The sequence below is a fragment of the Deferrisoma palaeochoriense genome (assembly GCF_054656955.1).
Genome location: NZ_BAAHXI010000046.1, coordinates 1 through 26,476 on the forward strand (window position 1 = coordinate 1; position 26,476 = coordinate 26,476).

The 26,476-nt window shown below is 72.4% G+C and carries 22 protein-coding genes; 4 read left to right on the forward strand and 18 right to left on the reverse strand.

What is annotated here, in order from left to right:
* Positions 1-51 precede the first annotated feature (51 nt).
* From ACYQ8L_RS12685 to miaB, 14 genes are all read right to left on the reverse strand, one after another.
* A complete protein-coding gene (locus ACYQ8L_RS12685) occupies positions 52-1,020 on the reverse strand; it encodes a PLP-dependent cysteine synthase family protein (RefSeq protein WP_459942173.1) in 969 nt (322 codons plus the stop codon).
* A complete protein-coding gene (locus ACYQ8L_RS12690; protein WP_459942174.1) occupies positions 1,017-2,060 on the reverse strand; it encodes a DUF7309 domain-containing protein in 1,044 nt (347 codons plus the stop codon). The genes ACYQ8L_RS12685 and ACYQ8L_RS12690 overlap by 4 nt, the downstream gene beginning before the upstream one ends.
* Before the next feature lie 141 nt (positions 2,061-2,201).
* Positions 2,202-4,409, reverse strand: coding sequence for a glutamine amidotransferase (locus ACYQ8L_RS12695; RefSeq protein WP_459942175.1), 2,208 nt, complete (start codon positions 4,407-4,409; stop codon positions 2,202-2,204).
* Positions 4,406-5,191 carry a DUF4159 domain-containing protein gene (locus tag ACYQ8L_RS12700; RefSeq protein ID WP_459942176.1) on the reverse strand — a complete coding sequence of 262 codons (786 nt, stop codon included), beginning with the start codon at positions 5,189-5,191 and terminating at the stop codon, positions 4,406-4,408. The genes ACYQ8L_RS12695 and ACYQ8L_RS12700 overlap by 4 nt, the downstream gene beginning before the upstream one ends.
* On the reverse strand, positions 5,184-7,196 hold the full coding sequence (locus ACYQ8L_RS12705; RefSeq protein WP_459942177.1) for a BatA domain-containing protein: 2,013 nt from the start codon (positions 7,194-7,196) through the stop codon (positions 5,184-5,186). The genes ACYQ8L_RS12700 and ACYQ8L_RS12705 overlap by 8 nt, the downstream gene beginning before the upstream one ends.
* The gene (locus ACYQ8L_RS12710) at positions 7,184-8,095 is read right to left on the reverse strand and encodes a DUF58 domain-containing protein (RefSeq protein ID WP_459942178.1); all 912 of its coding nucleotides are present in this window, start codon (positions 8,093-8,095) and stop codon (positions 7,184-7,186) included. Before ACYQ8L_RS12710 ends, ACYQ8L_RS12705 begins: the two co-directional genes overlap by 13 nt.
* Complete coding sequence (locus ACYQ8L_RS12715) at positions 8,088-9,098, reverse strand: AAA family ATPase (protein WP_459942179.1); 1,011 nt, start codon at positions 9,096-9,098, stop codon at positions 8,088-8,090. Before ACYQ8L_RS12715 ends, ACYQ8L_RS12710 begins: the two co-directional genes overlap by 8 nt.
* A 123-nt stretch (positions 9,099-9,221) precedes the next feature.
* A complete protein-coding gene (locus ACYQ8L_RS12720) occupies positions 9,222-10,826 on the reverse strand; it encodes a peptidase MA family metallohydrolase (protein ID WP_459942180.1) in 1,605 nt (534 codons plus the stop codon).
* A gap of 25 nt (positions 10,827-10,851) precedes the next feature.
* On the reverse strand, positions 10,852-13,800 hold the full coding sequence (locus tag ACYQ8L_RS12725) for a DUF4175 family protein (RefSeq protein ID WP_459942181.1): 2,949 nt from the start codon (positions 13,798-13,800) through the stop codon (positions 10,852-10,854).
* Positions 13,797-14,558 (reverse strand): tRNA pseudouridine(38-40) synthase TruA, encoded by a 762-nt coding sequence (gene truA, locus ACYQ8L_RS12730; RefSeq protein WP_459942201.1) that lies wholly within the window; start codon positions 14,556-14,558, stop codon positions 13,797-13,799. Before truA ends, ACYQ8L_RS12725 begins: the two co-directional genes overlap by 4 nt.
* Before the next feature lie 5 nt (positions 14,559-14,563).
* A complete protein-coding gene (locus ACYQ8L_RS12735; protein WP_459942182.1) occupies positions 14,564-15,313 on the reverse strand; it encodes an energy-coupling factor transporter transmembrane component T family protein in 750 nt (249 codons plus the stop codon).
* Positions 15,314-15,330: 17 nt separating this feature from the next.
* Complete coding sequence (locus tag ACYQ8L_RS12740) at positions 15,331-16,317, reverse strand: methyltransferase domain-containing protein (RefSeq protein WP_459942183.1); 987 nt, start codon at positions 16,315-16,317, stop codon at positions 15,331-15,333.
* Between the two features lie 13 nt (positions 16,318-16,330).
* Positions 16,331-16,834: a bifunctional nuclease family protein gene (locus tag ACYQ8L_RS12745; RefSeq protein ID WP_459942184.1), complete on the reverse strand. Its 504-nt coding sequence runs from the start codon at positions 16,832-16,834 to the stop codon at positions 16,331-16,333.
* Between the two features lie 62 nt (positions 16,835-16,896).
* Positions 16,897-18,258, reverse strand: a complete 1,362-nt coding sequence (gene miaB, locus ACYQ8L_RS12750; protein ID WP_459942185.1) for a tRNA (N6-isopentenyl adenosine(37)-C2)-methylthiotransferase MiaB — start codon at positions 18,256-18,258, stop codon at positions 16,897-16,899.
* Between the two features lie 487 nt (positions 18,259-18,745).
* On the opposite strand from miaB, the gene ACYQ8L_RS12755 reads away from it, so the two are divergent.
* From ACYQ8L_RS12755 to ACYQ8L_RS12770, 4 genes are all read left to right on the forward strand, one after another.
* A complete protein-coding gene (locus tag ACYQ8L_RS12755) occupies positions 18,746-19,231 on the forward strand; it encodes a hypothetical protein (RefSeq protein WP_459942186.1) in 486 nt (161 codons plus the stop codon).
* Between the two features lie 73 nt (positions 19,232-19,304).
* Positions 19,305-20,495: a class III poly(R)-hydroxyalkanoic acid synthase subunit PhaE gene (gene phaE, locus ACYQ8L_RS12760; protein WP_459942187.1), complete on the forward strand. Its 1,191-nt coding sequence runs from the start codon at positions 19,305-19,307 to the stop codon at positions 20,493-20,495.
* Between the two features lie 3 nt (positions 20,496-20,498).
* A complete protein-coding gene (locus ACYQ8L_RS12765; protein ID WP_459942188.1) occupies positions 20,499-21,563 on the forward strand; it encodes a class III poly(R)-hydroxyalkanoic acid synthase subunit PhaC in 1,065 nt (354 codons plus the stop codon).
* A 27-nt stretch (positions 21,564-21,590) separates the two neighbouring features.
* On the forward strand, positions 21,591-22,349 hold the full coding sequence (locus ACYQ8L_RS12770) for an SDR family NAD(P)-dependent oxidoreductase (protein ID WP_459942189.1): 759 nt from the start codon (positions 21,591-21,593) through the stop codon (positions 22,347-22,349).
* A 337-nt stretch (positions 22,350-22,686) separates the two neighbouring features.
* Here the strand turns inward: ACYQ8L_RS12770 and ACYQ8L_RS12775 are convergent, their stop codons facing one another.
* The 4 genes from ACYQ8L_RS12775 to ACYQ8L_RS12790 form a co-directional block, all read right to left on the reverse strand.
* Positions 22,687-23,235, reverse strand: coding sequence for a MaoC family dehydratase (locus ACYQ8L_RS12775; protein WP_459942190.1), 549 nt, complete (start codon positions 23,233-23,235; stop codon positions 22,687-22,689).
* A 599-nt stretch (positions 23,236-23,834) separates the two neighbouring features.
* On the reverse strand, positions 23,835-24,569 hold the full coding sequence (locus ACYQ8L_RS12780; RefSeq protein ID WP_459942191.1) for a MaoC family dehydratase: 735 nt from the start codon (positions 24,567-24,569) through the stop codon (positions 23,835-23,837).
* Between the two features lie 193 nt (positions 24,570-24,762).
* A complete protein-coding gene (locus ACYQ8L_RS12785) occupies positions 24,763-25,050 on the reverse strand; it encodes a hypothetical protein (protein WP_459942192.1) in 288 nt (95 codons plus the stop codon).
* 160 nt (positions 25,051-25,210) lie between these two features.
* The gene (locus ACYQ8L_RS12790; protein ID WP_459942193.1) at positions 25,211-26,473 is read right to left on the reverse strand and encodes an MFS transporter; all 1,263 of its coding nucleotides are present in this window, start codon (positions 26,471-26,473) and stop codon (positions 25,211-25,213) included.
* Positions 26,474-26,476: the final 3 nt, after the last annotated feature.

Below are 26,476 nucleotides of genomic sequence, written 5' to 3' on the forward strand. Positions count from 1 at the left end.
GCGTGTCAATCGGTCGCAAGCAGGCCGCGGAGCGCGGCCTACGGAGCTTCCCTACGGCGGACAGTCGGCGCAGACCGACCGGAACAGGTTGGTGCTGAGGTAGCGGTCGCCCCGGTCCGGGAGCACGGCCACCACGGTGCCCGACTCCAGCTCCCGGGCCACCCGCAGGGCCCCGGCCACGGCCGCCCCGCTCGACATGCCGACGAACAGCCCCTCTTCCAGGGCCAGCCTCCGGCAGGTCTCGAAGGCCTCGGCGTCGCCCACCTCGAGGATCCGGTCGGGAAACCGGGGATCCCACAGATCCGGCACGATGGCCTCCCGCATGCTCTTCAGGCCCTGGATGGCATGCCCCGGAGGGGGTTCCACGGCCACCACGGCCACGGCCGGGCTGCGCTCCTTCAGAAACCGGCCGGTGCCCATCAGGGTGCCCGTGGTGCCGAGGCCGGCCACGAAGGCATCGATCTCGCCGCCCGTCTGCTCCCAGATCTCGGGGCCGGTGGTCTCGTAGTGGGCCAGGGCGTTGGCCGGGTTCCCGTACTGGTTGGGCATGTAGTACCGCTCCGGATCCTCGGCCACCATGCGCCGGGCCAGCCGGATCGCGCCGTCGGTGCCCTCGGGCCCCGGGCTCAGGATCACCCGGGCCCCGAAGGCCTCGAGCACCCGGCGCCGCTCCAGGCTCACGCAGGCCGGCATGACCAGGGTCACCCGGTAGCCCCGGGCCGCCCCGATCATGGCCAGCGCGATACCCGTGTTCCCCGACGTGGGCTCCAGGATCTCCCGGCCCGGGCGGAGGTCCCCGGCCCGCTCGGCCGCTTCGATCATGTACCGGGCCGGCCGGTCCTTCACGGACCCGCCCGGGTTTGCGCCCTCCAGCTTCGCCAGTACCCGGACCCGGGAACTCGGCACTAGCCGGTCGAGGCACACCAGGGGCGTCCATCCGATGGCCGAAACCACCCCCCGGGGCCGCCCCACGACCGCGCCGCGAACCGGCTCCCTCCGTTCTTCCAGTTGGGGCCTCATCGTCGCCCGCTCCGCTGTTGGAGAAACTCGATCATGCCCTCGCGGGCGGCCTGGGCGGCCGGCACCGCCTCCACCACCTCCACCCGGAGCCACGGGATCCCCTGGGCCACGGCCCGGAGCACCCCGGCCGTGAGCCCCGGCCGCACCCGTACGGCCCGGGGCCGCCGGCCCAGGCGCAGGAACCCTTCGAACAGGGACTCCGGGATCTCCCCGTAGGTATACTCGTAGGGCTCCAAGGGCTCGAAGGTGTCCACGTGGATCACCGCCCCCGACTGCTGGTCCGCCACGACCAGAAGCACCGGGAAAAAGCGTTCCCCCCTTCGGGGCCCCACGGGCGTGAACGCGAGCCCGGCCTCGACCTCGGCGCAGCCGATCCCCACGGGAAGCCTCTCCACCGCCTCCACGAGGGCGCCGTCGATGGCGATGGGAATCCGGGTCTCGGGGAACTCCGGGGGCGGCATATACCGGTCGGACCACACCAGGGCACCCTTGCGGCGCCGGGCCACCCGATGGAGAAGCGCGTCGGGGCTCGGCCCGAACAGGATCGAGGGGTCGTCCTGGAGCCGCCGGGCCACGTCGAGGAGCTGCTCCCCCGCCGCCGCCAGGAACCGCGCCTCGGCCTCGGTGGGCAGACACGGCTCCCACCCGGGCCGGTAGGCCCGGAACAGGGGCCAGGCCTGCCTCCCCCGGAACCGGAAGCCCCGCTCGACCAGGAGATCGCGGTCGGCGCGCTCGAGAAGGCTCCGGTCCTCGAACGACATCTGGAGCTGGGGGATCTCGAAGAACAGCTCCGGGGAGGCCTCGATCTCCCCGTTTTGCATCCGGGAAAACCCCAGAAGTCCCACGGGTCCCCGGTACACGGCCATGGCCAGGTGCTCGCCCTGGGTTCCCATGACGCTCACGTACCCGTGCTCCCCCGTGTCGGGGTCCACGACCCCGAACACCTGGGCCTCGTCCATCCAGCGCCAGGGGGCCAGGGTCTTCACCTCCACCGCGACCCGGATCAGCCGGGTCCAGACCTCCTCCTGCTCGTCGCTCATGGGGGTTCCCTTGCGTCGGTCGTCGTTCCACGGTTTCCGGGCCCGGAAGGATGGGGCCAGGGACGGCAGTCCCTCGCCCCCCTCCCGCCGGGCCCGCATCCTACCCGGTCCGGCGGGGCAGACGCCAGAAGCCGACCCGGTTCATCGCCACCACCGACGAAGCCCCCAGTCGAGCCCCAGGAGCCCCACGGTCACCGCCCAGAGCCACCACCGGGGCCACACCTCGTCCACCCGCCGGCCCACCACCTCGAGCCGGTCCCGGGCCCGGGCCTCCAGATCCCGAAACAGCCCGGCGTCGCCCGGTTCCACCACGCGCCCGCCCGAGGACTCGGCCAGGGCCTCCAGGTACGCCCGGTCGATCCCGAGCCGCAGCGGTTCCGGGCTCGGGGGTTCCACGGGAAGCCCGATCCGGTCGCGGCCCAGGAACACGCCCCCCAACCGGGCCTCGATCTCCGCCGCCCACACCCCCTCGCCGGGCACGGTCACGGCTTCGGCCTGGTACTCCCCCGCGGCCGTCTCGCGCCAAACCAGGGCCTGTTCCTGCCCGGCCTCGCCCACCAGCCGGCCGGTCACCTCGGCCCCCCGGGCCGGCTGGTACGAGGGGTCGAGCACCCGGGCCCGGAGGGTAAAGGGGGTGCCGGCCCGCACCGTCCCGGCCGGCACCGCCAGCCGCACCAGCTCCGTTTCCGGGTCGTGGACGAGCCAGCGCAGCACCCGGCCCCAGAACTCCCGGTAGGGGCCGTCGTCGCCGCCGGCCCCCACGGCCGGCAGGGTCCAGCGCCACAGGCTGTCGGTGGTCACGGCCATGACCCGGCCGGCGCCCGCCTCGGCGGTCACCAGGAGCGGCAGGGGCCCGTACTCGTTTCGGCGCTCGGGGTTCTCGGCCAGCACCACCGCGCCCGGCCGGGGCCGCAGAACCCAGTTCATCCCCTCCAGGGGCGGCAACCCGTCCCACAGGGCGCGGTTCTCGGCCGGATCGGGCCTCCACCGCAGGATCGGATGGGCCTCGCCGGCCGGGGTCACCCGGGGACGGAACCGGCCCGGGAAAAACGCCTGGCCGGGCACCATCCCCGAGAGATCCACGGGCAGGATCTCGGCCAGGGGGCTGTTGCGGTAGCCCCCGAGCCCGAACGACCGGTCGCCCCCGAGCATCGCGAACCCTCCCCCGTCCTCCCGAACGTAGCGCACCAGGTTCTCGAGATACTGGCGCGGCACGTAAGGGGCGTAATCGAAATTCGCGAAGATCACCGCGTCGAAGCTCGGAAGTTCCTTCCCGAAGAGCTCCTGGGTGGGAAACGGGATCAGGCTGAGCTCGTCCTGGGGCACCAGGGAGAGGTCCCGGGGCGTGCGAAGGATGAGGAACGTGATGAGGTCCACCCCGGGGTCCTGCCGGAGCCGCCGCCGGAGGAACCGCACGTCCCAGGTGGGGGTTCCGGCCACCAGGAGCACCCGGGTCTTGTCCCGGATCACGTTCAACGGGAAGTAGGCCCGGTTGTTCTCGGGGGTCTCCTCGCCCGGCACGGTCGAGACCTCCACCCGGTAGGCCCGGCGGCCCGTGCGCCGGGGGGTGAAGGAGAGCGTCACCTCGGCCTCCCCCTCCCCCACCTCGGCCGGGGCGGCGGCCACCGGGAGGCCCCCCTCGATCAGGGTCACCGTGACCGGGGCGGCCCCGAGCCCCTGGGCCGCGAGCCGCACCCGGACCTCGGCCGGGGTGCGGATGAAGGCCACGGGGGGCACCTCCACCCCGTCGATCCACAGATCGGCCGGGGCCCGGCCCTCGGGGACCACGGGATAGACGGGAAACGGGAGGGCGGCCGGCGGGCGGCCCGGCCGCTCGGTGTCCCGGCCGTCGGAGAGGAGGATCACGGCGGCCGCGTCCCGGCGCGTGCGCGCCACGGCCTCCAGGGTACGGCCGATGGGCGAGGCGTCGGCCCCGAACGTCGGCCCGGAGGGCGGCAAGGCCTCCGGCGGGTCCCCGAGCCCCAGCACCTCCACCCGGTAGGCCGGGGAGAGCGCCTCCAGCCTGCCGGCCCAACGCCGCAACCACTCCCGGGCGCCCTCGGCGGCGGCCCCCGACCCCAGGACCATGCTCCGGGACGTGTCCACCACCACCGGCAACGGGGCCGGCTTGACCCGGGTGAGCGGCACCTCCCGGGCCGGCCGGAGCACCGCCACGCCGACCGCGACGAGGGCGGCCAGGCGCACGGCGAGGAGCACCCACCGCCTCCAGCCCCGGATCCGGGCGGCCGCGGTGGCCCACGACCCGACCGCGGCCATCACGACGAGGCCCAGGGCCGCGAGCCACGGCCCTTGGGCCCCGTTCCAGACCCAGGTGGCCTCGGGGCTCACGGCCGCTGCCTCCGCCGCAGGATAAACGGGATGTGGACCTGGTCCTTCTTGTAGTTCCCGGTGAGGGCGTAGAGCACCAGGTTCACCCCCAGCCGAAACGCGAGCTCCCTCTGCCGCTCCCCCCCGGGCACGCAGGCGTGGGTGAACCCGGCCACCGGATCGGCGTCCCAGGCCCCGCCCAGATCGTTCACCACCAGGATCGCCGGGGTCAAGTCCTCGCGATCGACTCCGTAGAGGAATGGTTTGACCAGCACCCGGCCCGGCGCCCCGGAAAGGAGGTAAAAACTCTGGTACACTGTGTGGTCGGCCGGAAGCGGCCGCAGCCTCCGGCCGGGCATGACCCGCTCCAGGAGCTCCTCGACGCCCCGGGCGAACCCCGAGTCCGGGACCCCGGTTGCGTCGTCGAACAGGACGAACCCGCCGTGTTCCAGGTACCGGGTCAGGGCCTCCTCCCCGGCCGGCCCCAGCCGCGGGGGGGCGAGCCGCCCGGCCACGTAGAGGAACGGGAGTTCAAAGAGAGCCGGGTCCGCCGGATCGATGACCCGCCGCCGGCCCGCCGGCTCGACGCTGGTGCGCCGGGCGAGCTCCCGCAGGAACCGCCCGGCCGCCATGGGGTTGGGATCCCAGGCCCCGGGGTAGCGCAGCTGGGCCCACACGAAGTACGACCGAAGCCCGTACCCCCGCGCAGAAAAGGGCAAAAAGGCGGCGCCCAGGGCCGCGCCGATCCGTCCCAGGGCCTGCCGTCGGGTCCATCCCCCGAGGTTCCTGGACGCCTCACCCATCGCGACGGACTCCTTTCCGCCAGCGGGCCGAGAGCGCGGCCTCCGCAAGGAGGGCCGCCACCAGGGCCGCGGCCACCCCCCCGGAGGCGTCGGTGCGGCCCGGGATTCCTGCCGTCCCCGCCCCAACGGCCTCCCCCGCCGTGGCGGCCCGCGCCCCCGACCCCAGGCGCCGGGCGGCCTCCTCGGGGGCGAGCCGCCGGAGGTCCGATTCCTCCGGGGGTAGCCGGGCGAAGAACCGGTCTTCCACGCCCGCTTCGGTGATCACCCGGTAGGGCCCCACGGCGGGCGGGACCGGGGGCGGATCGCCCGGGGCCCACACCGTGCGGCCGCCGTCGGGGCCCTCGAGCGTGACGGTTTCCCCGTAGTGCAACTCCAAGGGCTCCCCCGCCGTCACCACCGCCGGCACCCGCGGCCGAAGCCGGCCGGCCGCATGCAGCAGGAGCCGCTCGAGCCAGGGTACGAACCCGGCCTGGAGGCACAGGTCGGCCCCGTCCCGGTCGAGGGTGGTGGCCACGAAGAGCACCCGGCCCCGCCCGACGGCTCGCTCGAGGATCGCCGGCGCGCCGTCGGAGAACCGGGCCCACACCCGCACCCCGTCGGCCGACCTGGTGTCCAAAACCCAGTAGCGCCTCACCCGGGTCTCAGCCAGGTCGCCGGCCTCGGGATCTCGGAACGCGGCCATGAACCCGGTGAAACTGGCCGGGTCCAGGGATTCGTACGGGGGGCGGAGGGGGTCGGCCTGGGCGACCTCGATCCGGTCACGAAGGGGGGCGGGCAGCATCGCCCCCAGATCGGCCTCGGGGATCAGGTGATCGCCGGCCGAGACCACCACGGCGGCCCCCCGGGCCAGGGCGTCCTCGACGGCCCGGGCCACATCGGCCGAAAACGGGCGCGGGTTCGCGACGAGCACCACGTCGATTCCCTCCAGGTCCTCGGGCCGGAGATCGGCCTGGCGCACCTCGCGCACCCGGAACCGCTCAGCCAGCTCGCTCCCCGGAGCGAAGGCCTTTCGCACGAAGAGAAGCTCGTCGCGGATCTCAAACCCCTGGGGGTCTCCGTTCACCAGGAGCACCCGGGGCGCCCCCGCCCACCGGAGCGGCAGAACGATCCGGTCGTCCACGGCCAGGTCTCCCCCCGGCTCCACCGAGATGGCCGCCTCCGCCACCTCGGCCTCCCGGGCGTACCGAGCGGTCGGCTGGCCCGGGTCGAGGAACGCCACCCGTTCGGGCCGGCCCGGCGCCTCCCAGCGCACGGTGACCCGGCCCTCCATTCCCACCCGGCCGACCTCGACCTCCACCGCCCCCGCCCCCTCGCGCACCTCCCCGAGCCAGGCGTTCGCGGGCGCCGGCCACCCGCAATCCAGGAGGAAGACGGGCGCCGCCCCCTCGGACCCGCCCCCCGCCCCGGCGCCCCGGGGCCAGGCCGTGGCCTGGAGGTCCGAGACGACGGCGATGCGGGCCCCGGGAAACCCGGCGGCGAGGCCCCGGGCCGCCGCCAGGGCCCGGCCCAGGTCGTGGCGCCCCGGGGCCGGCTGGATCGCCCTCACTGCCGCCTGGGCCTCCCGCCCCGGCAGGGGCCCCGCGGGGTCGTCGGCCTCCGAGGTCGTGACGATCCAGAACCGGTCCTCCGGGCCGGCCCGGGCGATCACCCGGCCCAGGGCCTCTTGGGCCCGGTCCATGGCGGAACGCCCGCCCTGGGCCGCCCCCATGCTCGGAGAACGGTCCACCACCAGGAACCAGACCCCCGGGCCCTCCCGCAGGGCCTCGGACACGCAGCCCGGGCCGGCGTAGAGGAGGGTAAGGGCCGCCAGGGCCGCCATGCGGGCCGCAAGGAGAAGCCACTGCCGGATCCGCCACCGGGCCTCGGCCCGGGCCCTCGCCCGCTCCAGGAACCGGAGCACCCCCACCGGCACGGTGCGCACCCGCCGCCGGCCCAGTAGGTGGAGCACCAGCGGCACGAGGACCGCCAGGAGGCCCCACAGGAAGAAGGGCCTCAGGAAGTCCACCGGTTCCTCCGAACCGCGGCGAGGATCCGGCCCAGGGCCGGCACCGGGTCCTCGTGGGTGGTGACGAAGGCGTAGGGGATTCCCTGGGCCTCGGCCCGGGCGGCCACGGCCGACCGGTAGGCCTCGATCTCCTCCCGGTAGGCCCGGCGTACGGCCAGGGGATCCAGCACGAGCTCGGCCGGCCCTTCCAGGTCAAGAAACCGGGTCGTGTCCTCGAACGGGAGGTCGAGCTCGTCGGGGTGGAGGAGATGGCAGACCCGGGGGGCCATGCCCCGGGCCCGGAGCACGCGAAACGGCTCCAGGCCCTCGGCCTCCGGGTCCAGGAGGTCGGAGAAGACGAACACGGCCGCCGAGCGCCCCACCCGGTCGGCCAGGATCTCGGCCGCCGTCCCCAGCCGGGCCGGCCCCGCCGGCCCCACCCGGGCCAGGGCCTCGATGAGGGCCCCCAGGTGGCCCAGCCCGCCCCGGGGGGCGAGCGCCAGCCCCTCGTCGGCGCCCCCGGCCACGTAAAGGCCCACCGCGTCACCCTGCCGCAGGAGGCAGGCCGCCACGGCCACGGCCCAGCGGGCCGCCCGGTGGTACTTGCTACCCCGGACCTCCCCCGAGCCCCCGAAGGCCATGGAACCGCTCGCGTCCACGACCAGGGCGGCCCGCTGGAGCCGCTCGTCCTCGTAGCGCTTCACGTACAGCCGGTCGGTCTTGGCATAGACCCGCCAGTCCATGTGGCGCAGGTCGTCCCCGGCCGTGTACTCGGTGTGCTCCGAGAACTCGAGGCTCGCCCCCCGGCGAGGGCTTCGGTGGAGGCCCCGTTGGGGGTAGGCGCTCGGGGGCCCGGGAATCGCCCACCGGCTCAGCCGCGCCACAAGGCCCGGGTCGTACAGGTCGGCGCGGTCAAGCACGGGGGACGGACCTCACCACCTCGTCGAGGATCTCGTCCACGCCGACCCCCTGGGCCTCGGCCCGAAAGTTGGTGACGATCCGGTGCTTCAGGACCGGCCGTACCAGGGCCATCACGTCGTCCGGGCCGGCCGCGAACCGGCCGTCGAGCATGGCCCGGGCCTTCGCCCCCAGGATGAGGTGCTGGGCCGCCCGGGGTCCGGCGCCCCAGGCCACGTACTCCGCCACGGCCTTGGGGGCCTCGGGGCCGGGCCGGGTCGCCCGCACCAGCCGCACGGCGTAGGCCAGGGTGGAGTCGGGCACGGGCACCCGGGGCACCAGCGCCTGGAGCCGGGCGATGCGCCCGGGATCGAGCACCTTGCGGACGGCCGGGGGCGGCCCCGCGGTGGTGCGCCGGACCACCTCGAGCTCCTCGTCCAGGTCGGGGTAGGCGACCTCGATGGAGAAGAGGAACCGGTCCAACTGGGCCTCGGGCAGCGGGTAGGTCCCCTCCTGCTCCACCGGGTTCTGGGTGGCGTACACGAGGAACGGCCGCGGAAGGGGGTGGTCCTGGCCCGCCACCGTGACCTTGCCCTCCTGCATGGCCTGGAGGAGCGCCGCCTGGGTCTTGGGCGAGGCCCGGTTGATCTCGTCGGCCAGGAGGATGTTCGTGAACACGGGCCCCGGCAGGAACCGGAACTCCCGGCGCCCGGTGTGGCGGTCCTCCTCGAGAACCTCGGTGCCCGTGATGTCGCTCGGCATAAGGTCGGGGGTGAACTGCACCCGCTTGAACTCGAGGTCGAGGCAGTCGGCCAGGGTGTGGACGAGAAGGGTCTTCGCGAGCCCCGGCACCCCGATGAAAAGCCCATGCCCCTGGCTGAAGAGGCTCACGAGGAGGAGGTCCACGACCTCCCGTTGCCCCACGATGACCTTGGCGATCTCGGACCGGATCTCGTCCCGGGCCCGGGCCGCCTCGGCCACGAGCTCGATGTCGGCCCCCGGCGTGGGGGCGGCTTCGGTGTGCATGGCGACGACTGCTCCTTTTTGGGCCTCCGGCCCGCTGGAAAGCTGGAAAGCTCGGAAGCTAGAAAGCTAGGAAGCTGGGAAGCTGGGAGGCCGTGGTTCCTCCGTGTCCTCCGTGGTTTCCCTTCAATGCCCCCCGGGGCCGTGGCCCTCGGGCGCGCCGGCCAGGAGCGCCACTACCTCGGCCTCGGCCCGGGCGTCCTCGGTGCGGTCGAGTTCCGTAAAGAGCTCCACCCGGAGCCGCCGGCTGGGCAGATGGAACGGGTTGATCTCCAACACCTCGTCCAGGGCGGCGAGCGCTTCCTCGACCCGGCCCAACTCCCGGAGCGCCCGGGCCTTGCGATACCACAACACGGCCAGGTCCGGGTAGAGGGCCAGGGCCTCCTCGGCCACCCGCACGGCCTCCTCGAACCGGCCCCGGGCCAGCAGCCCCAGCACGTGGCGCGAGGCGGTGGCCGGCGACCGGGGCGCCGCGGCAAAGGCCTTCTCGTACTCGAGGGCGGCCGCCTCCATCCGCCCCTTCCCCCGCAGAAGATCCCCCAACCGGAGGTAGTCCCGGGCCTTGGGCACCGGCGCGTCCCCCGGTTCCTCGTCGCCGCCCCGGTCGGCCAGGTGGAGTTCCAGCACCTCCATGGGCTCGTCCCGGAACCCCTGGGCCTCCACCCAGGCCCGCCACGCCTCGTCAAAAGACGCGAACGTGCCGCCCCAGACCGCCTCGAGGGCCTCCCGGTCACCGAGCCCCCGGCCGATCCCCTCCACGAGGCGCCGAAGGGCCTGGGGTCCCCGCTCCTCCACCAGGAACGCCATCATCGTGCCCACCTCGGCGAACGCGAGGGCCGTGTCCTCGGCCGAGGGGAGCTTCGCCACCGAGGGGCTCATCTCGTCGAGCGAGATCAGCGTGCCCTCCTTCATCCGCCGGGCCAGAAGCGCCCGGGCGGCGGGCTCGATCTCCCCGACCCGGCCCCGCCAGACCCCTTCGAGGAATTTGGCCACGCCCTCGTGCACCCAGATGGGGGCCTGGCCCTCGCTCAACCGGTACACCGCGAGATGCACGTACTCGTGGCACAGGGTGTCGCGCCACCGGTAACCCCACAGGGTCGCCCGGGGGCTCGTGATCATGATCCGGTTGAATTTGCAAAGACCGATCGTGCCCGAGGTCTCCACCTCCTTGCGGGTCAGGGTGGACACGGCCGTGAAGGCGGCCGCCGTGGGGTAGATCTCCACCCGCACGGGCCGGTCGGGGTCCGGCTCGAACCCGAGCCACTGGGCCACCCCCTCCCGGGCCGCCTGGAGCCCCTCGAGGGCCGGTTCGACCAGGATCTCGTCCTTGGGATCGGCCCAGAACACCGCAAACCCGCCGGCCTCCCGCCCCTCCATGTCCCGGGTGTTCCGCCAGGTGGCCTCCACGAGGTCCCGGAACGGGCCCTCCACCCCCAGGGCCTCGAGCCGCTCCAGGGCCTCCCGGTACCGGCCCTCGAAAAAGAGCACCCGGGCCTCCAGGGCCTGGACCTGCGGATCGCCGGGCCGCTCCGCGGCCAGGCGGTCCACGAGGTCCCGCGCCTCGGCCACCCGCCAGGAGGCCAGCAGGTTGTTCCCCAGGTAGAGCCCGAGCTCCCCGGCCGAGACCCCGTACACCTCGGCCGCCCGGACCCCGGACGCCCCGAGGGCGGCCAACAGGGCGCCCAGCACGACGCCGAGGACGCTCGTCCTTACCCCTTTCGCTCGTTTCACCATACCGCCTCCGCGCCCGGCATCCTCACCGGATCAGCCGCTCGTAGTATCCCTCCACCTCGCGCTCGTAACCGGGCGGGGGCCGGCCCTCCCGCATGGCCCGCAGCACCTCCTCCCGGAACGCCCGGAGTTCCTCGGCCTGGCTCTCCCGCGGGATCTCCACGGGGCTTCGGTCGATGTCCCGGCCGCCCCCCCGGCCCCCGGGCCGCCGGAGGAGCGAGAACCCGGGGCCTTCCATGGCCTGCATCATACGGTTCCGGGCCTTCCGGAGCCGTTGGGCCGCCCCCGCCAGGTCCTCCAGGGCCCCCACCTGGGGCGGCACCGCCCCGAAGGGGTCTCCCTCCCGGAGCCGGCCCCCGGCCCGGCCCATCTTCTCGCCGGCGGCCCGAACCCCCTCGGCCGCCCCGGGATCGAGGAGCGGCGTCTGGCGCCCGAGGTCCTCGAGCCGCCCGGCCAGCTCGGACGCCCGCTCCCGAAGCGCTTCCTGGCGGCCGGCCATCTCGGCCAGACGCTCCCGCTCCCCGGGCTCCACCGCCCGAAGGCGCTCGGCCGAGAGCCCCTCCAGATCGGCCCGGATCGCCTCCAGGTTCTCCCGGGCGGTCTCGGCGAGCCGGCCGACCCGCGGCCGGGCCGGGTCCTCCCCGGAGAGCCGGGCTTCCACGGCCTGTCGAAGCCCCTCCACCGCGTCCTCCAGCGATTCCAGGGCGGCCCGGCCGGCCGCCCAGTCCTCGGCCAGGGCCCGCCGGAGCTCCTCGGCCGCCCCCGAGACGGCCCGCTCCCGCTCGAAGAGCTCGAGGGGGTTCCCCTCCGGGGGGGTGCCGCCGTGAAATCCCCCCCGGGGCGCCGAACGGGCCATCTCCCGCGCCGCCTCCCGGACCCGGCGGATCCGCTCCTCCTGGCGGGCCAGGAACGCGTCCCGTTCCTTTTCGAACTCCTCCCACGCCCGGGCCGAGACCTCCCGGCCCACGTCCCGGGTCTCCCCCAGGAGCCGCTCCTGCTCCGCCGCCAGGGCTTCGAGCTCCTCCTCGGCCTCCCCCAGCTCCGCCATCAGGGGGTCCATCTCGGCCTGGGCCGCCCCCCGGGCCGATTCTTCCAGGGCGGCGAGCCAGCGGCTCAGGGTCTCGAGCACCTGGGCCGCGAGCTCCCGGGCCCGCTCCGTGTCGCCCCGGGCCAGGGCGTCCCGAAGGGCCTCGAGCTGCTCCTGGAGCTCGCTCCGGGGCATGTCCCGCACCGCGTCGGCGTTGGCGAAGGCGTCGGGCATCTCCCGGGCGCTCCGGGCGAGCTGCTCGGTCATGCGGGCCAGAAGGTCTTGGATCTGCTCGACCCGTTTGGCGAGTTCCCGGGGATCGACGTCGCCCCGCTGGAGCTCGTCGAACAGGCTCCGCTGGAGGGCGGCCAACTCGTCCCCCAACCCGAGGGCCTCCTCCAGGCGCAGGTCCCGTAGCAGCCGGTCGAGGAACAGGGCGTCCCGTTCCAACTCCTCGACGCTCCCCGGGCCGGCCGGAGACCCGCCCGCGAGGGGCTCCAGAACCTCCCGGAGTCCCGCCTCGATCCCCAGGGCCGCCACCGCGGCCGGAGACCCGGTCTGCGCGCCCTGGCGCATCCGCTCCCCGAGCTCGCCGAGGAGGGTCAGAAGATCCCGGGCCTTGGGTCGCACCGCGTCGTCACCGGCCCCTTCCAGCAGGTCGGCCAGGATCTCCAGGATCCCGTCCAGGAGCCGCTCCTCCAGGTTCTCGATGGCCGCCCGGATCGAGCGGGCGTCCAGGAACGCCACGTACACCGAGCGGCTGGCGCCGGCCTTCGGCCCCGACACGGTGTCGCCGTCCCGGGCCTCCACCCGCAGGTGGGCACCGGGCCCGAGGTCCGGGAGCGCCAGGGGCAGGATCCGGGCCTCCCCCGCCACAGCGGGTCCGGGCTCCAGGGCCACAGGCACCCGGACCTCCGTCTCGCCCTGGAGCACGACCTCGGCCCCCTCCACCCGGAAGTCGTCAGAGGCCCGAAACCGCACCCGGATCTCCTCGTCCCGGAAGATCTCGAGGTCGCCCTCCGGCTCGAGGAGTTCCACCGAAGGGGGTCGGTCGTCGCGCACCGTGATCCGGCGGGTCCCGAAATCGGTCGGAACCTCCCGCCGCCCCTCCCGGAACCGCAGCCGGTAGGTCCCCGACCGGTCCACCACCCAGGCCACCCGGAATCCCCCGGCCGCCATCTCGAGGGCCACCTCGGCCCCCGGCCCCTCCCAGGTGCCCGCCTCCACGGGCCGGGAAAGCTGACCCGAAAGCACCACCCGCGCCCCCCTGAGGGCCTCCACCGTGCCGTCCGAGCCCTCGATCGTCCGGGCGGCGAGTCCGGTGTACCCCGGGGGGAACACCTCGACCGTAAGGTTCCCGACGGCCACGGGTTCGGGTTCGCCGCCCGTGACCAGCCGGGCCCAGGCCTGGCGCGCGCTGGGCGGGCCCATCCCCAGGAGCACCCCGGCCGCGGCGAGACCGAGCGCGGCCCAGGCCACCGGTCGGGCGGCCCACCGCCAGGGCACCACCGCCCCCGGATCCACCCCCTCCACGGCCGCCGCCCCGGCCTCCACCTGGGCGGCCACGAGCTCGGCGCTCGCCCCCCGTCGTGCCGCCTCCTCCGGGTCCCACCGGGCGAGGTCCGCGGCGGCCTCCAGGTCGGTTCGGCGCTCGGGGTATAGGGCGGCCAGGAGTTCCGCGGCGGCCACGGGGCTCGAGGCAGGGGGCAGGAGGAGCCAGGCGAGGCGGGCCGCACCCAGCCCGGTCACCGCGGCCGCGGCCGCGAACACCCCGGCAAGGCCCACCGCCACCGCCCCTTCCGGGGCCAGGGGAAGCACCAGGGCCGACGCCGCCACCACCAAACCGGCTCCGGCCCCGAACGCGGCCGCGGTCCGGGCCCCGGCGATCCACCAGGTCCGGCGGCGCACCCGGCCCACCCACGCGAGGACCTCCGGCCCCCGGCTCACGGCACCACCTCGATCGGTTCCACGTCGTACCGAACCTCCACCAGGGTGAGCCCCCGGGCCGGCGCCGTGGGCCCGGCCCGGTCCCGGTCCGGCTGCCGGAGGGCGGCCTCCACGTCGGCCGGGGTCATCCGGCCCCGGCCCACATCCACCAACGTGCCCGCAAGGATCCGCACCATATGGCGCAGGAACCCGTTTCCCACCACCTCGATGTCCAGGAACTCCCCCCTGGGCACGAGCGCCACCCGCCGGAGCGTCCGGACCGTGGTCCGGGCGGCGCAGCCCGCCGCCCGAAACGCCGCGAAATCGTGGGTGCCCTCGAGCCGGGCCGCGGCCTCGGCCATGCCCCTGAGGTCGAGCGGGGCCGTGACCCTCCAGCTGTAGGGCCTGGCGAAGGCCGAGGGGGCCGGACCCACGTGAAGCCGGTAGCGGTAGGTCTTCTCCCGGGCGCTCCGGCGGGCATCGAACCCGGGGGGCATCTCCCACACGGCCCGCACGGCGATCGCGGGGGGCAGGAGGCTGTTCAAGCCGTGGAACACCCCCCGCAGGGGGATCCGGGACGGGGTTTCGAAGTGGGCCACCTGGCCCAGGGCGTGGACCCCGGCGTCGGTGCGACCCGAGGCGGTCACCCGCACCGGGTGCTTGAGCAACGTGGACAGACCCGCCTCCACCTCCCCCTGAATCGAGGGGGCGTTGGGCTGGACCTGCCAGCCGCCGTACCCGGTGCCGTCGTACTCCAAGACCAGGACAAGGTTTCGCACCGCGGTCACCCCATGATCCCCAGGGCCAAAAACCCGAACCCGATCCCCCAGAGCGCGGCGTCCCACGCCCCGCCGCCTCGCACCCGGGGGGCAGCCCCGGACCAGGACCGGCAGGCCATGGCCCGGGCCATCCCCTCGGCCCGGCGCACGAGCCGCCGGGTCAGGGCCTCTGCCCCCCGGCGCAGGAGGAACCACCGCACCCGGCCCCGGGGGACCGGGCTCCGGGCCGCCACCGCCCGGGCCAGGCGGCCGGCCTCGTCGGCCACCAGGGGACCGGCCCGCAGGGCCACGAGCAGGGCAAGCCCCGGATCGGCCCCCTCCCCCGTCAGCCGCTGCAGAGGCCGAAGGACCCACACCAAGGCCCGGGCCAGATCGGGAGGTGGGGTAAACGCGGGCAAAAGCCGCGCCGCGGCGAGTCCCAGGGCCAGCCGGACGCACAGCCCGGCCCCGGCCGCGAGGCCCGGAAGGGTCACGGTCACGGGCCACCCCTGCGTGCCCGGCAAGGGGACGCCCGGCGTCGTAACCCCGTGGAGGAGCAGGGAGAACCCGAACAATGCAGAGGCCGGCCGGAGCGCCCGGGCGAGGGGTCGGAGCCCGAGGCCGGCGGCCCGCCAGCCCGCCCCCACCGTGGCCAGGGCGGCGAGGAACCCCGCGGGGCCGGCCCCCCAGGCCGCGATCACGAGGCCCAGGCAGGCGGCCAGCTTGGCCCTGGGGTCCGCCCGGCCGAGTCGGGTGCCGAGGACGCCACGTCGCACTCGCGCCCCCCGGCCCCTCACGGCCGCGGGTGAAACGGCCCGTAGTGGCGGGAGAAGTCGCCGATCACCTCGAAGTGGCGGGAGAACCGGGACTGCGTCAGGATCCGGGCCGTGTTCCCCCCCACGGGCGCGGCCCGACCGGTTTCGAACCGGTGGCCGGCGTCCAGCACGAAATGGTGGGCGCATCCCGGGATGGAACCCCGGTACCGGGCCGCCTGCCCGTAGTCCTCTTCGCCGTCCTCCAGATCGGCCACCTTGAACAGCCGGAACGTGTAGGCCCAGAACTCCACCCCCCCCATCCGGGCCTCCAGGTGGGGGTCGGCCAGGTGCAGGCGGTAGCGCCCCACGATCCGCGGGTCCACGAACCCGGCCCTTCGGGCCAGGCGCAGGAAATCGTTCACGTACGCGGCGCCGCCCAGGTGCTCCCGCACGAGCTCCTGGTCGGCCGCCACCTCCGCCGGCAACCGGCGGTTCGTGTACACATCGGCGAAATAGAACTCCCCCCCGGGCCGGAGCACCCGGAACACCTCCCGGAGCACCTTGAGTTGCGGGGCCAGGTTCAGGGCCCGGTTCGAGATCACCACGTCGAACCCCTCGTCCTCGAGCCCCGCCTCCTCCAGGTTCTCGATGTTCCCCCACCGGAACGCCACGTTGGGCTCGGGATGCCCGAAGGCCCGCATGGCCGCCTCGACGCTGCGCCGGGCCACCTCCAGGTTCTCCCGGTCCCGGTCGAGCCCCATCACAAACCCGGAGGGGCCGGCCAGGGCGGCGCACAGGAACACGTCGCGGCCGGTGCCGCACCCCAGGTCGAGCACCCGGCGGCCCTCGATGGCCTCGGGGATGGGCGAGCCGCATCCCGTGAACCGCTCCACCACCTCGGGAGGAATCCGCTCCAAGAGCTCCCGAAGCCGGGCCGGCGGCTCGGGGCCGGTGCCCGGGGCCGAAAGGGCCAGCGCGTTGCCGAACCGCTCCCGCGGGAGCCAGGGGGACGCGTGGGTCGTCATGGCGCCTCCGGCCTCACATCTTGTACTTCCCGAAGGCCTCGGGATCGAGATTTTCCAGGAACTCCTTCCACGGGTCCTCCTCGGCCTCGCGCCCCGAGGACTCCCCCTCCTTCACCTCCACCGCGGCGGCACGCTTGAGCACCCCCTCCTCGGCGAAGATCTCGGCCCCGGTGCGCAGCGCGATGGCCATGGCGTCCGAGGGGCGGCTGTCGATGAGGCGTTTCCCGCCGCCCGGAAGCTCCAGGTGGATCTTGGCGTGGAACACGTTGTCCTCGAGGGCGTCGATGTCGATCCGGCCCACCGAGGCCCCGAGCTCCTCCAGGATCATTTTCAGAAGGTCGTGGGTCATGGGACGGGGCGGCTTCACCCCCTCCAGGGCGTACGCGATCGAGGCGGCCTCGAGCACGCCGATCCAGATGGGCAGGGTGTAGCGGCCCTCCGTATCCCGGAGCACCACCACCGGGCCCTTGGACCTCGGATCGAGGGCCACGGCCGCGATCTTCATCTTCACGTACACACCGCACCTCCTGGGACTTCGTCCGTCGGTCTGCGGTCACCGGTTGCCCACGGGAAACGGGGCTACCCTCCGAGGGCCGCCGCAGGCCGGGCCCCCTCGTCCCGGACCACCTCGCCCCGCAGGGAGTTCACCGCCGCGGCGGTGATCCGCACCGCCACTTCGGTCCCCGTCCACCCCACGTCCCCGTCGAAGTTCACGATCTTGTTCTCAGGCGTGCGGCCGGCGACCTGCCCGCCCCCGGCCTTGCTCGGCCCCTCCACGAGCACCGGCCGCACACGCCCCACCAGAGCCTGGTTTCGCTCCAGGGTGTGGGCCTGCTGGAGGCGCTGGAGCCGGGCCAACCGCTCCTCCTTCACCGGCTCGGGAACGGGGTCGGGAAGCCGGGCGGCGAGGGTGCCCGGCCGGGGCGAGAACTTGAAGCTGAACAGCCCGTCGAACCGGACCCGGTCCATCACGGCGAGGGTGGCCTCGAAGTCCTCCTCGGTCTCGCCCGGGAACCCGACGATCATGTCGGAGGTGATCGCGATGCCGGGCCGCGCCTGCCGGAGCCGTTCCACGAGGTCCAGATACCGGGCCGCGGTGTACCGTCGGCGCATGGCTTCCAAGATGCGATCGGATCCCGATTGTAGCGGAAGGTGGATGTGGGGCATGAGCTGGGGCACCTCGGCAAAGCACCGGATGAGCTCGTACGAGAGGTCCTTGGGGTGGCTCGTGGTGAACCGGATCCGCCGGATGCCCTCGACCTCCGCCACCCGACGGATGAGGCCTGCGAAATCCGTTTCCTGTTTAGGGCTTATACCATAAGAGTTCACATTTTGCCCGAGGAGCGTGACCTCCACCACCCCGGCCCGGGCCAGCCGCTCTACCTCGGCCACCACCTCGCGCACCGGCCGCGAGCGCTCCCGGCCCCGGACGTAGGGCACGATGCAGTACGCGCAGTAGTTGTCGCAGCCCTGCATCACGGTGACGTAGGCCGTCACCGTCCGGGGCCGGTGGTGGGCGTAGAAGGCCTCGATCCGGTCCGGGTCGGCTTCGTCCGGCGTCACCACGAGGCGTCGGCCGGTGCGGCGAACCGTCTCCACCAGGCCGGGCACCTCGTGGAGCACGTGGGTGCCGAACACCAGGTCCACGTACGGGGCCCGCTGGAACACCCGCCGGCCCGCCTCCTGGGCCACGCAGCCCCCCACGGCGATCACGACCCCGCGCCGGCGCTCCTTGAGGGGCCGGAACCGCCCCAGTTGGGAGTACAGCTTCTGCTCCGCCTTCTCCCGGATCGCGCAGGTGTTCAGCAGGATCACGTCGGCCTCGCCGGGGTGAGCCACCTCCAGGTATCCCGCCTCCTCGAGCATGCGGGCGAGCACGGCCGAGTCGTGGTCGTTCATCTGACAGCCGAAGGTCTGAATGTAAAACCGCGGAGATTCCATGGATCCGTCTCGGAAGTGCGCTAGAAAGCTAGGAAGCTGGGAAGCGGAAAACCTTCTCGCGGCCCGCTTGGCCGTCCGGCCGCGGGGCCGCTTCCCCCTCCGCCGGGGGAATGGGGACCCGGTGCCTCCCCTCGGCACCACCGGCGATCCCCTCTCCCCCCCGGGGGGAGAGGGCCAGGGTGAGGGGGCCGGGCCGCAGGGTGGCACCGTCGGAGAAACTGGAATCCCAGAGGGGTTTGCCTCCCGGCTTCCCAACTGAAGTCCCCCCGAAGGGTATCACGCCGCGCATTCACCGGAAACCCCGGGATCCGTCGCCGGCGCTCGGAAAAAATACTGAACAGGTATTCACCGCTGCCCCACCAGGAAATATCCGATCGGGTACCCGACTTTACCCTGTCGTTCTGTTGACGCAGTGCAGCACCGCAGTTAGGTTACGCCGACCTTCCGCTCTGGGAAACGAAAATCCGCACCCAAGGAGCCGCAACCCGTGAACCCGAAACTGTGGGAAGAGTGGCTGCGCTGGAGCACCCAGATCCTCGAGGGAACCGGCGCGGCCCGGCAGGCGTTTGAGAGCCTCGGGACGAAGCCCCCCTCCCCGGAGGAACTCGCCCGGTGGGCCAAGGCGTGGCTCCCCGCCGAGTCCCGGCCGGCGGACCCGGGGGAACTCCAGGAGGTGTTGGAGCGGTGGTGGGATCTCCTCGGCGTGGTCCCCCGGTACCGCTATGTGGAACTCCTCCGCCGGTACGAGGAACTGAAAGAGCGGCTGGAGCAGGCCGAGGAAACGGTGCGCCACCTGCGCACCTTGCTGCGGGACAAGGAAGGGGTGGCGCCCGACGTGACCTCCGCGGTCGACCAATGGGCGGAGCTCACCCAGAAAGCCCTCGACGCCCAGATGGAGTGGGCGCGCACCTGGCTCGGGACGGGGGAAACCGGGACCGAGGGCAAGGCAAAACCCGAGGACAAAAAACGGTAGAGATGTGTGCTTCGGGACCACGGGCGACCGTGGACCGAAGGCGGTTCCTGAGGTTCCACCAGGAGGAATGGACATGAGCTGGGCCGAAGAGATGCAACAGGCTGCGAAGACCTGGACCGACTGGCAGAAGGCGTGGTGGGAGCAGTGGACGCCCCGCACCGGTACCGAGGCCGGCAAGGGCGACGGCCCCTGGGCCGCGTGGGTGGAGGAGTGGCGCCGCAACTGGGCCCGAGCCCTCGAGACCTGGTCGGGGCAGCGGCGGGGGCTGCCGCCCCAGGTGATCCGGTCGCTCTTCGCCGGGGAAGAGGTGTTCTTCCGGTTCGTGGAGTTCGTGACCCAGGGCCTCCGAACCCTGGCCCCCCGGCTCGAAGCCGGAGAGGACTGGGCGGACCTCCTTCGGCGGTACGTGGAGCAGGTGAAAAAGGATCTGGAGGAAGACCCCCTGCGCTGGCTTCCCAGCGCCCAGGGCGCGGCCGAGACCGCGCGGGAGCTTCCGGAACTGTGGCGGCTCTGGGCCTCCGAGGCCCAGAAACTGGCGCTCCCCTGGCTCCGCTCGGCCCAGGAGTCCCGGGGGTACCTGGGCGAGGCCATGACCGGCGACCGTGCCGCGGTGCTCAAAATGATCAACGTGTTCTGGGACACCTACCAGAACACGGTGGGCCGGTACCTGGCCGCGCCGGCCATCGGCTACACCCGGGAGTTTCAGGAGAAGTTCACCCGGGCCTACGAGACCTGGCTCGAGATGCAAAGGGCCCAGGGCGAGTTCCAGGTGGAGATCACGAACGCCGGCATCCGGGCCCTCGAAACGATGCTTCGGGAGCTCGTTGAGCGGGCCGAGAAGGGCAAGCCCATCACGAGCGCCCGCCAGCTGTTCGACCTCTGGGTGGCGTGTGCCGAGCGGGCCTACTTCGAGGTGGCGAGCACCGAGTCGTTCGCCCAGATCCAGGGCCGGTTCGTGAACGCAGCCATGCACTACAAGGTCCACGAGCGCCAGCTCGTGGAGGAGTTCGCCCGGGCGTTCCACCTGCCCACCCGCACCGAGCTCGACGACGCCTACCGGCACCTCCACGAACTCCGGAGGGAGGTGAGGACCCTGCGGCGAGAGCTCGAGGCGCTCAAGGCGGAGAAGGCCGCATCCGAGGCCCCCGCCGAGCCGGCACCCCGGCGCCGCACCCGAAGGGCGGCCAAGCCTGCGGCGGACACCAAACCCGGTTCCCCGGCCAAGGCCGAGGGTTCCGATTCTACCGAGACAAAGGAGGGGTAAGCCGTGTTCCCGATCCAGATCAATCCCGATCAGGCGATCCATGAAGCCGTGGACTTCCACCGCAAGCTCGTCCGCGGCCTGGACTCCATCGTGGACATCCGCGAGATCGACGTGGCCCCCACGCCCAAGGAGGCCGTGTACCGGGAGGACGACGTCGTCCTGTACCACTACATCCCGAAGAAGAAGCGGCCCTGCAAGGTGCCCATCCTCATCGTGTACGCGCTCGTGAACCGGCCGTACATGGTGGACATCCAGGAGGACCGGTCCATGGTCCGCAACCTCCTGGAGCAGGGCATGGACCTCTACCTGATCGACTGGGGGTACCCGGACCGGGCCGAGCGGTGGCTGACGCTCGACGACTACATCAACGGCTACATCCATTCCTGCGTCGAGGTGATCAAGAAGCGCCACGGTCTCGATCAGATCAACCTCCTGGGCATCTGCCAGGGCGGCACGTTCAGCCTGTGCTACACGGCGCTCCACCCGGAGAACATCAAGAACCTGATCACCATGGTGACCCCCGTGGACTTCCACGTGAAGGACGGGCTCCTGAACATCTGGTCGCAGCACCTCGACGTGGACACCATGGTGGAGGCGTTCGGCAACGTGCCGGGCGAGTTCATGAACTGGGGCTTCCTGATGCTCAAGCCCTGGCAGCTCATGGTCCAGAAGTACGTGGGGTTCGTGTCGGTTCTGGACGACGAGGAGAACCTGCGGAGCTTCCTCCGCATGGAGAAGTGGATCTTCGACAGCCCCGACCAGGCCGGCGAGGCGTTCCGCCAGTTCATCAAGGAATTCTACCAGGGCAACAAGCTCATCAAGGGCGAGGTGGAGATCGGCGGCCGACGGGTGGATCTCAAGAACATCACCATGCCGGTCCTGAACATCTTCGCCAACGAGGACCACCTGGTTCCCCCGAGCTCGTCGAAGGCCCTGGAGAAGTACGTGGGCACGAAGGATTTCACCACCCTCTCTTTCCCGGGCGGGCACATCGGCATCTACGTGAGCAGCCGCTCCCAGCGGGAGCTCGCGCCCACCATCGCCAACTGGGTCAAGGAGCGGGTGTAGGGCCCGAAGGCCCGAAGGAGGCGACCGATGAAGATCGAGGGATCCAGGATCCTGATCACCGGGGGCGCTCGGGGCCTGGGCCGGCGGTTCGCCCTCGACCTGGCCCAGGCCGGCGCCCGGGTGGGGGTGTGCGCCACGAGCGAGGAGCGGCTCCGGGCGTTCGCCGAAGAGGCCCGCGCCCAGGGCCTCGAGATCTGGACCCACCGGGCGGATGTGGCCTCCGAGAGCGACGTCGTCGAACTGTTCGACGCGTTCGTGGGCCACTTCGGGGGCATCGATGTGCTCGTGGCCAACGCGGGGATCACGAGGGACGCGCTGGTGGTCAAGAAGAAGGACGGCACCGTCCAGACGATGCCCACCGCCTACTGGCGCGAGGTCCTCGACGTGAACCTGACCGGGGTGTTCCTGTGCGGCCGCGAGGCGGCCAAGCGCATGGTGGAGCAGGGCACCGGCGGGGTGATCGTGCCGATCTCGTCGGTGAACCGGGCGGGCGCCATCGGCCAGACCAACTACTCGGCCACCAAGGCGGGGCTCGACGCCATGACCGTGGTGTGGGCCAAGGAGCTCGTGCGCTACGGTATCCGGGTGGCGGCGCTCGCCCCGGGCTACGTGGCCACCGACATGACCGCCCAGATGCGCGAGGACGTGCTCAAGAAGATCGAAGCCATGATTCCCCTGGGCCGGCTCGCCCGGCCCGAGGAGATCTCCCACGCCCTCAAGTTCATCTTAGAGAACGACTACGTCCACGGCCGGGTGATCGAGGTGGACGGCGGCCTGCGGATCTGAACGGGCCCACATGCGTATCAGGGGTCAGAATTCAGAGGACAGGTGTCAGGTACCCCCGGCAAAGCCGGGGGCTTGCGGTTGCTGGCCCCTCAAAGGGGCCTGATCGCAACCGGAAAGTCAAAACCCTTTGGACCCAAACATCTCGCTTGCGCCTAGCAATATGGGTCCCAGCAGAACCGGAAACTCCGGGGAGTGAAGCCGGCGGGCACCGCACAACGGCATACTCCCGGAACTGTCAAACTCTGGGAGTCCCCCGGCAGAGCCGGGGGCTTACCCAGGAGAGTCAGACACCCCCTGTCCTCCGTCTTCTGTCCTCTGTCTTCTGATCTCCGAGCCCCTACCCCTCCAACGACGCCCGGATCGCCTCCTCGGCCGCCCGGCGCCGCTCGAGAACGGTGTCGCGGTAGGCCCAGAGGCTTTGCTCCAGGGCCCGCTTGCGCTCCTCGATCTCGTCGAGGGTTGCCTCGGGCATCTTTCGCCTGGGCGGCATGACCACGGCCTCCCCGTCCAGAACCACGACCCCGTCCTGGTTGGTGCAGGTGGTTTTGAGGCGCACCCGGTTTTTTTCCGGGTCCACCTCGAGCACCTCGACCTCCGCCGTGATCCGATCGCCGATCCGCACCGGCGCCTTGAACTTCAATGTCTGGCTCACGTAGATCGTGCCCAGACCGGGCAGTTTCCCGGCGATCACGGCCGAGATGAAGCTCGCGCACAGGATCCCGTGGGCGATCCGGCCCTTGAAGAAGGTCGACTCGGCATAGGCGTCGTCAAAATGGATCGGGTTCGTGTCGCCGCTCGCCGCGGCGAACAGCGCGAGATCGGCCTCGGTAACCTCCCGCACGAGGCTCGCTCGATCGCCGACCCGGATCTCTTCCACCGTCTTCATCGCCGGCACTCCTTTCCATGCTGGAAGGCTGAGAAACTGGACCGCTGGAAGGCCGCGAGGGGCGACCTGTTCGCGGCAACCGTATTGCTAAGGCCAACGGAAGTATTGTCAGATCCCCGTCGTTTCTACGGAAACCCGCGGTGGGCTGGTGGAGAACCGGGGGCGGCCCCTCACCTCGCCGCGCCATCACCACGCCTAGGTCGCTTTGGAAGATCCGGACCGTCCGCCACCGCCGCACCGGCCTGCCGAGCCGGCAACGGCATGGAAAGGCGCGGCGATCGGGTGCCGCACTCGCGCCCGGCCGGAAGCAGGCCCCATGCCCTCGCGATCTCCTTGCGCGCCTGTATTGACGCCGGGTTGATAGTAACTTTGCGCTCCCGGCCAGGCGGGGCCGCGGCCTGGGCCAAGGGACCGGAGACCGCCGACCGGCGACCGTGGACCGAAGGTATTTGGGATGCCCTTTTCGGCCGACCGGTGGGTTGGCCCGAGAACCCTACCCCCGCCCCTCGGCCGGGGTCAACGGCACCACCCAAACGGCGAGAGGGCGCAGAGCGCCCTCTCGCCCCCTTCCCCTCCCTCCCGTTCCCTCGGACCGTGTGTCAATGCACGTCGCGGCGCGGCGTCCAGACATCCCTCCACTGGTCCAGGCTCTTGCGCCATGCGGCCACCATCTCCCGGGTCCCCTGGTCCCAGAGCCCCACCCAGGAAAGCAGCATGTCCCGGCTCCGGCGCTGCGCATCGAGCATCTGCCCGGTCCAGAGCGCCATCCAGCCGGCCACCCCCTCGGCGGGGCGGAGCGGTTCCGGCGCGGACTCGTCCCCGCCCTGCCAGACGCGGCCAAAGGCCTCCCGGGCGCTCGCCAGGGTCCTCTCCACCAGGGCCTGGCGCTGGGCCACGTCCTCCAGGGCCCGGGCGTCGAGCTTCCGCTTGGGCGGCATGACCACGGCTTCGCCGTCCAGAACGACAACTCCGTCCTGGTTCGTGCAGGTGGTTTTGAGGCGCACCCGGTTTTTTTCCGGGTCCACCTCGAGCACCTCCACCTCGGCCGTGATCCGGTCGCCGATCCGCACCGGGGCCTTGAACTTCAGGGTCTGGCTCACGTAGATCGTGCCCAGCCCGGGCAGTTTCCCCGCGATCACGGCCGAGATGAAGCTCGCGCACAGGATCCCGTGGGCGATCCGGCCCCTGAAGAAGGTTGCCCCCGCGTACTCCTCATCGAAATGCACCGGGTTCACGTCGCCGCTCGCGGCCCCGAACAGGGCGAGATCCACGTCGGTGACCTCCCGCACCAACCGGGCCCGCTCGCCCATCCGAATCTCGCCTACGGTCTTCATGGCCACGACTCCTTTCATAAATTCGGTCACCAGTCACCAGTCACCGGTCGCCGGTCATCGGTCGCCCGACGGTTCGGGCCCTTTCAGCCAGCTCATCGGACCCCCGAAGCCCGGCCCCGCCGGGCCCGCTTCTACGCAGCGCCCCCCGGCACGAAAAAAGGGGCGGGGCCTGCACCCCGCCCCGAACGGGACGTTATGCCTTGCCGCCCGAAGAGGGCTCTTGGAACCGGAAAAACTCGGCGGCCTCCTTGAGGCCCGTCTGCACCGTCTTGAGCCAGTCGGCCTGGCCCTTGGTGCAGCACTCCATCCACTCCTTCCAGAACTTCTGCCCCTCCTTCTGGGCCTCGGTCATCTGGCCCATCCAGAGGTTGAGCATGCGCTCGTACTGGTTCTGGCACAGGTTCACGGACTCGATCCACCGGTCCATCTGCTGGGTCCAAAGGTTCGCTGCGCGGTCGACGAAGGTTTCACGTGCGGGCATGGTTCACTCCTCCTCTCCAAAGGGGTTCGTTCCGACACGCCCGCAGTCTAGGTTTGCTGCACTGCAACGTCAAGGACCCGAAGGGATACTTGTGGTACCCGAAGGGGTATCGAGGATGGCCCGAGTTTCCGGCGGTTCCCCCGTTTCCCCCGGCATGCGGCTACGCAGCATCGGCCCTCCCCTCCCCCGCCCCGGGCACGCCCAGGAGCACGATCCCCCCGGCGACCACGAGCCCCGTCACCGCGAGCACCCCGTCCCGGGGGTTCCCGGTCCACCAGCCCACCGCCCCCATCAGGGCGGGGCCGATCACGGCCGCGAACTTGCCCATCAGGTTGTAGAACCCGAAGAACTCGGCACTGCGGCCGGGCGGGACGAGCCGGCTGAAGAACGACCGGCTCAGGGCCTGCACCCCGCCCTGCACGAGCCCGATCACCACGGCGAGGCCGTAGAACTCGGCCGGGGTGCTCATCCCCCGCGCCCACAGCGTCACCCCGGCGTAGATGCCGAGCCCCAGGAGGATCGAGGCCTTGGGCCCGATCCGCTCGCCCAGACGTCCGTACGCCACGGCCGCGGGGAACCCCACGAACTGGGTCACGAGGAGGGCCTTCATCAGGTCGCCGGCCCCGAGGCCGAGGGCCAGCCCATAGTCCACGGCCATGCGCACCACGGTGTCGACCCCGTCCATGTAGAGCCAGTAGGCCAGCAGGAACCGGAGCGCCGGCCCGTGGTTGCGCACCTCCCCCAGGGTTTGCCGGAGCCGCGCCGCCCCGGCGCGCCAGGAGATCCCCCGCGCCCCGGGGGCCTCGCGCACCCAGCGGGCGAGGGGCGCCGAGAACAGGGCCCACCACGCGGCCACCGCGACGAAGGCGAACCGCACGGCGGCGCCCGGGCCGGGAAGCCCCAGCGCTTCGGGCCGGAGCACGGCCGCCAGGAGGCCCAGAAAGGCGAGGCCGCCCCCGAGGTACCCGAGGGCGTAGCCGAGGGCCGACACCCGATCCCTCACCGCCGGCTCGGCCACGTCCACGAGGAGGGCGTCGTAGAACACGTTGGCCCCCATGAACCCGACCGTGGCCAGAGCGTACAGGGCCGCGGCCCACGCCCAGCCGCCGGCGGGCACCCCGGCGAGGGCCGCCGTTCCCCCGATGCCGGCGGCGGCAAACCCCAGGAGCCAGCGCTTCTTTGCGCCCCCCGCGTCGGCCAGGGCGCCCAGGAACGGCGCGGCCGCCGCCACCGCCAGGCTGGCCGCGGAGTTCGCGAGCCCCAGCCGGAACGTCGCCACCCCCTCGGCGGCCCCGGCGCTCCAGGCCTCCCGGAAAAACACCGGGAAAAACCCGGCCATCACCGCGGTGGCGAAGGCCGAGTTGGCCCAGTCGTAGAGGGCCCAGGCCCAGACGGCCCGGCGGTCCTGCGGCCGCCCCGCCACCGG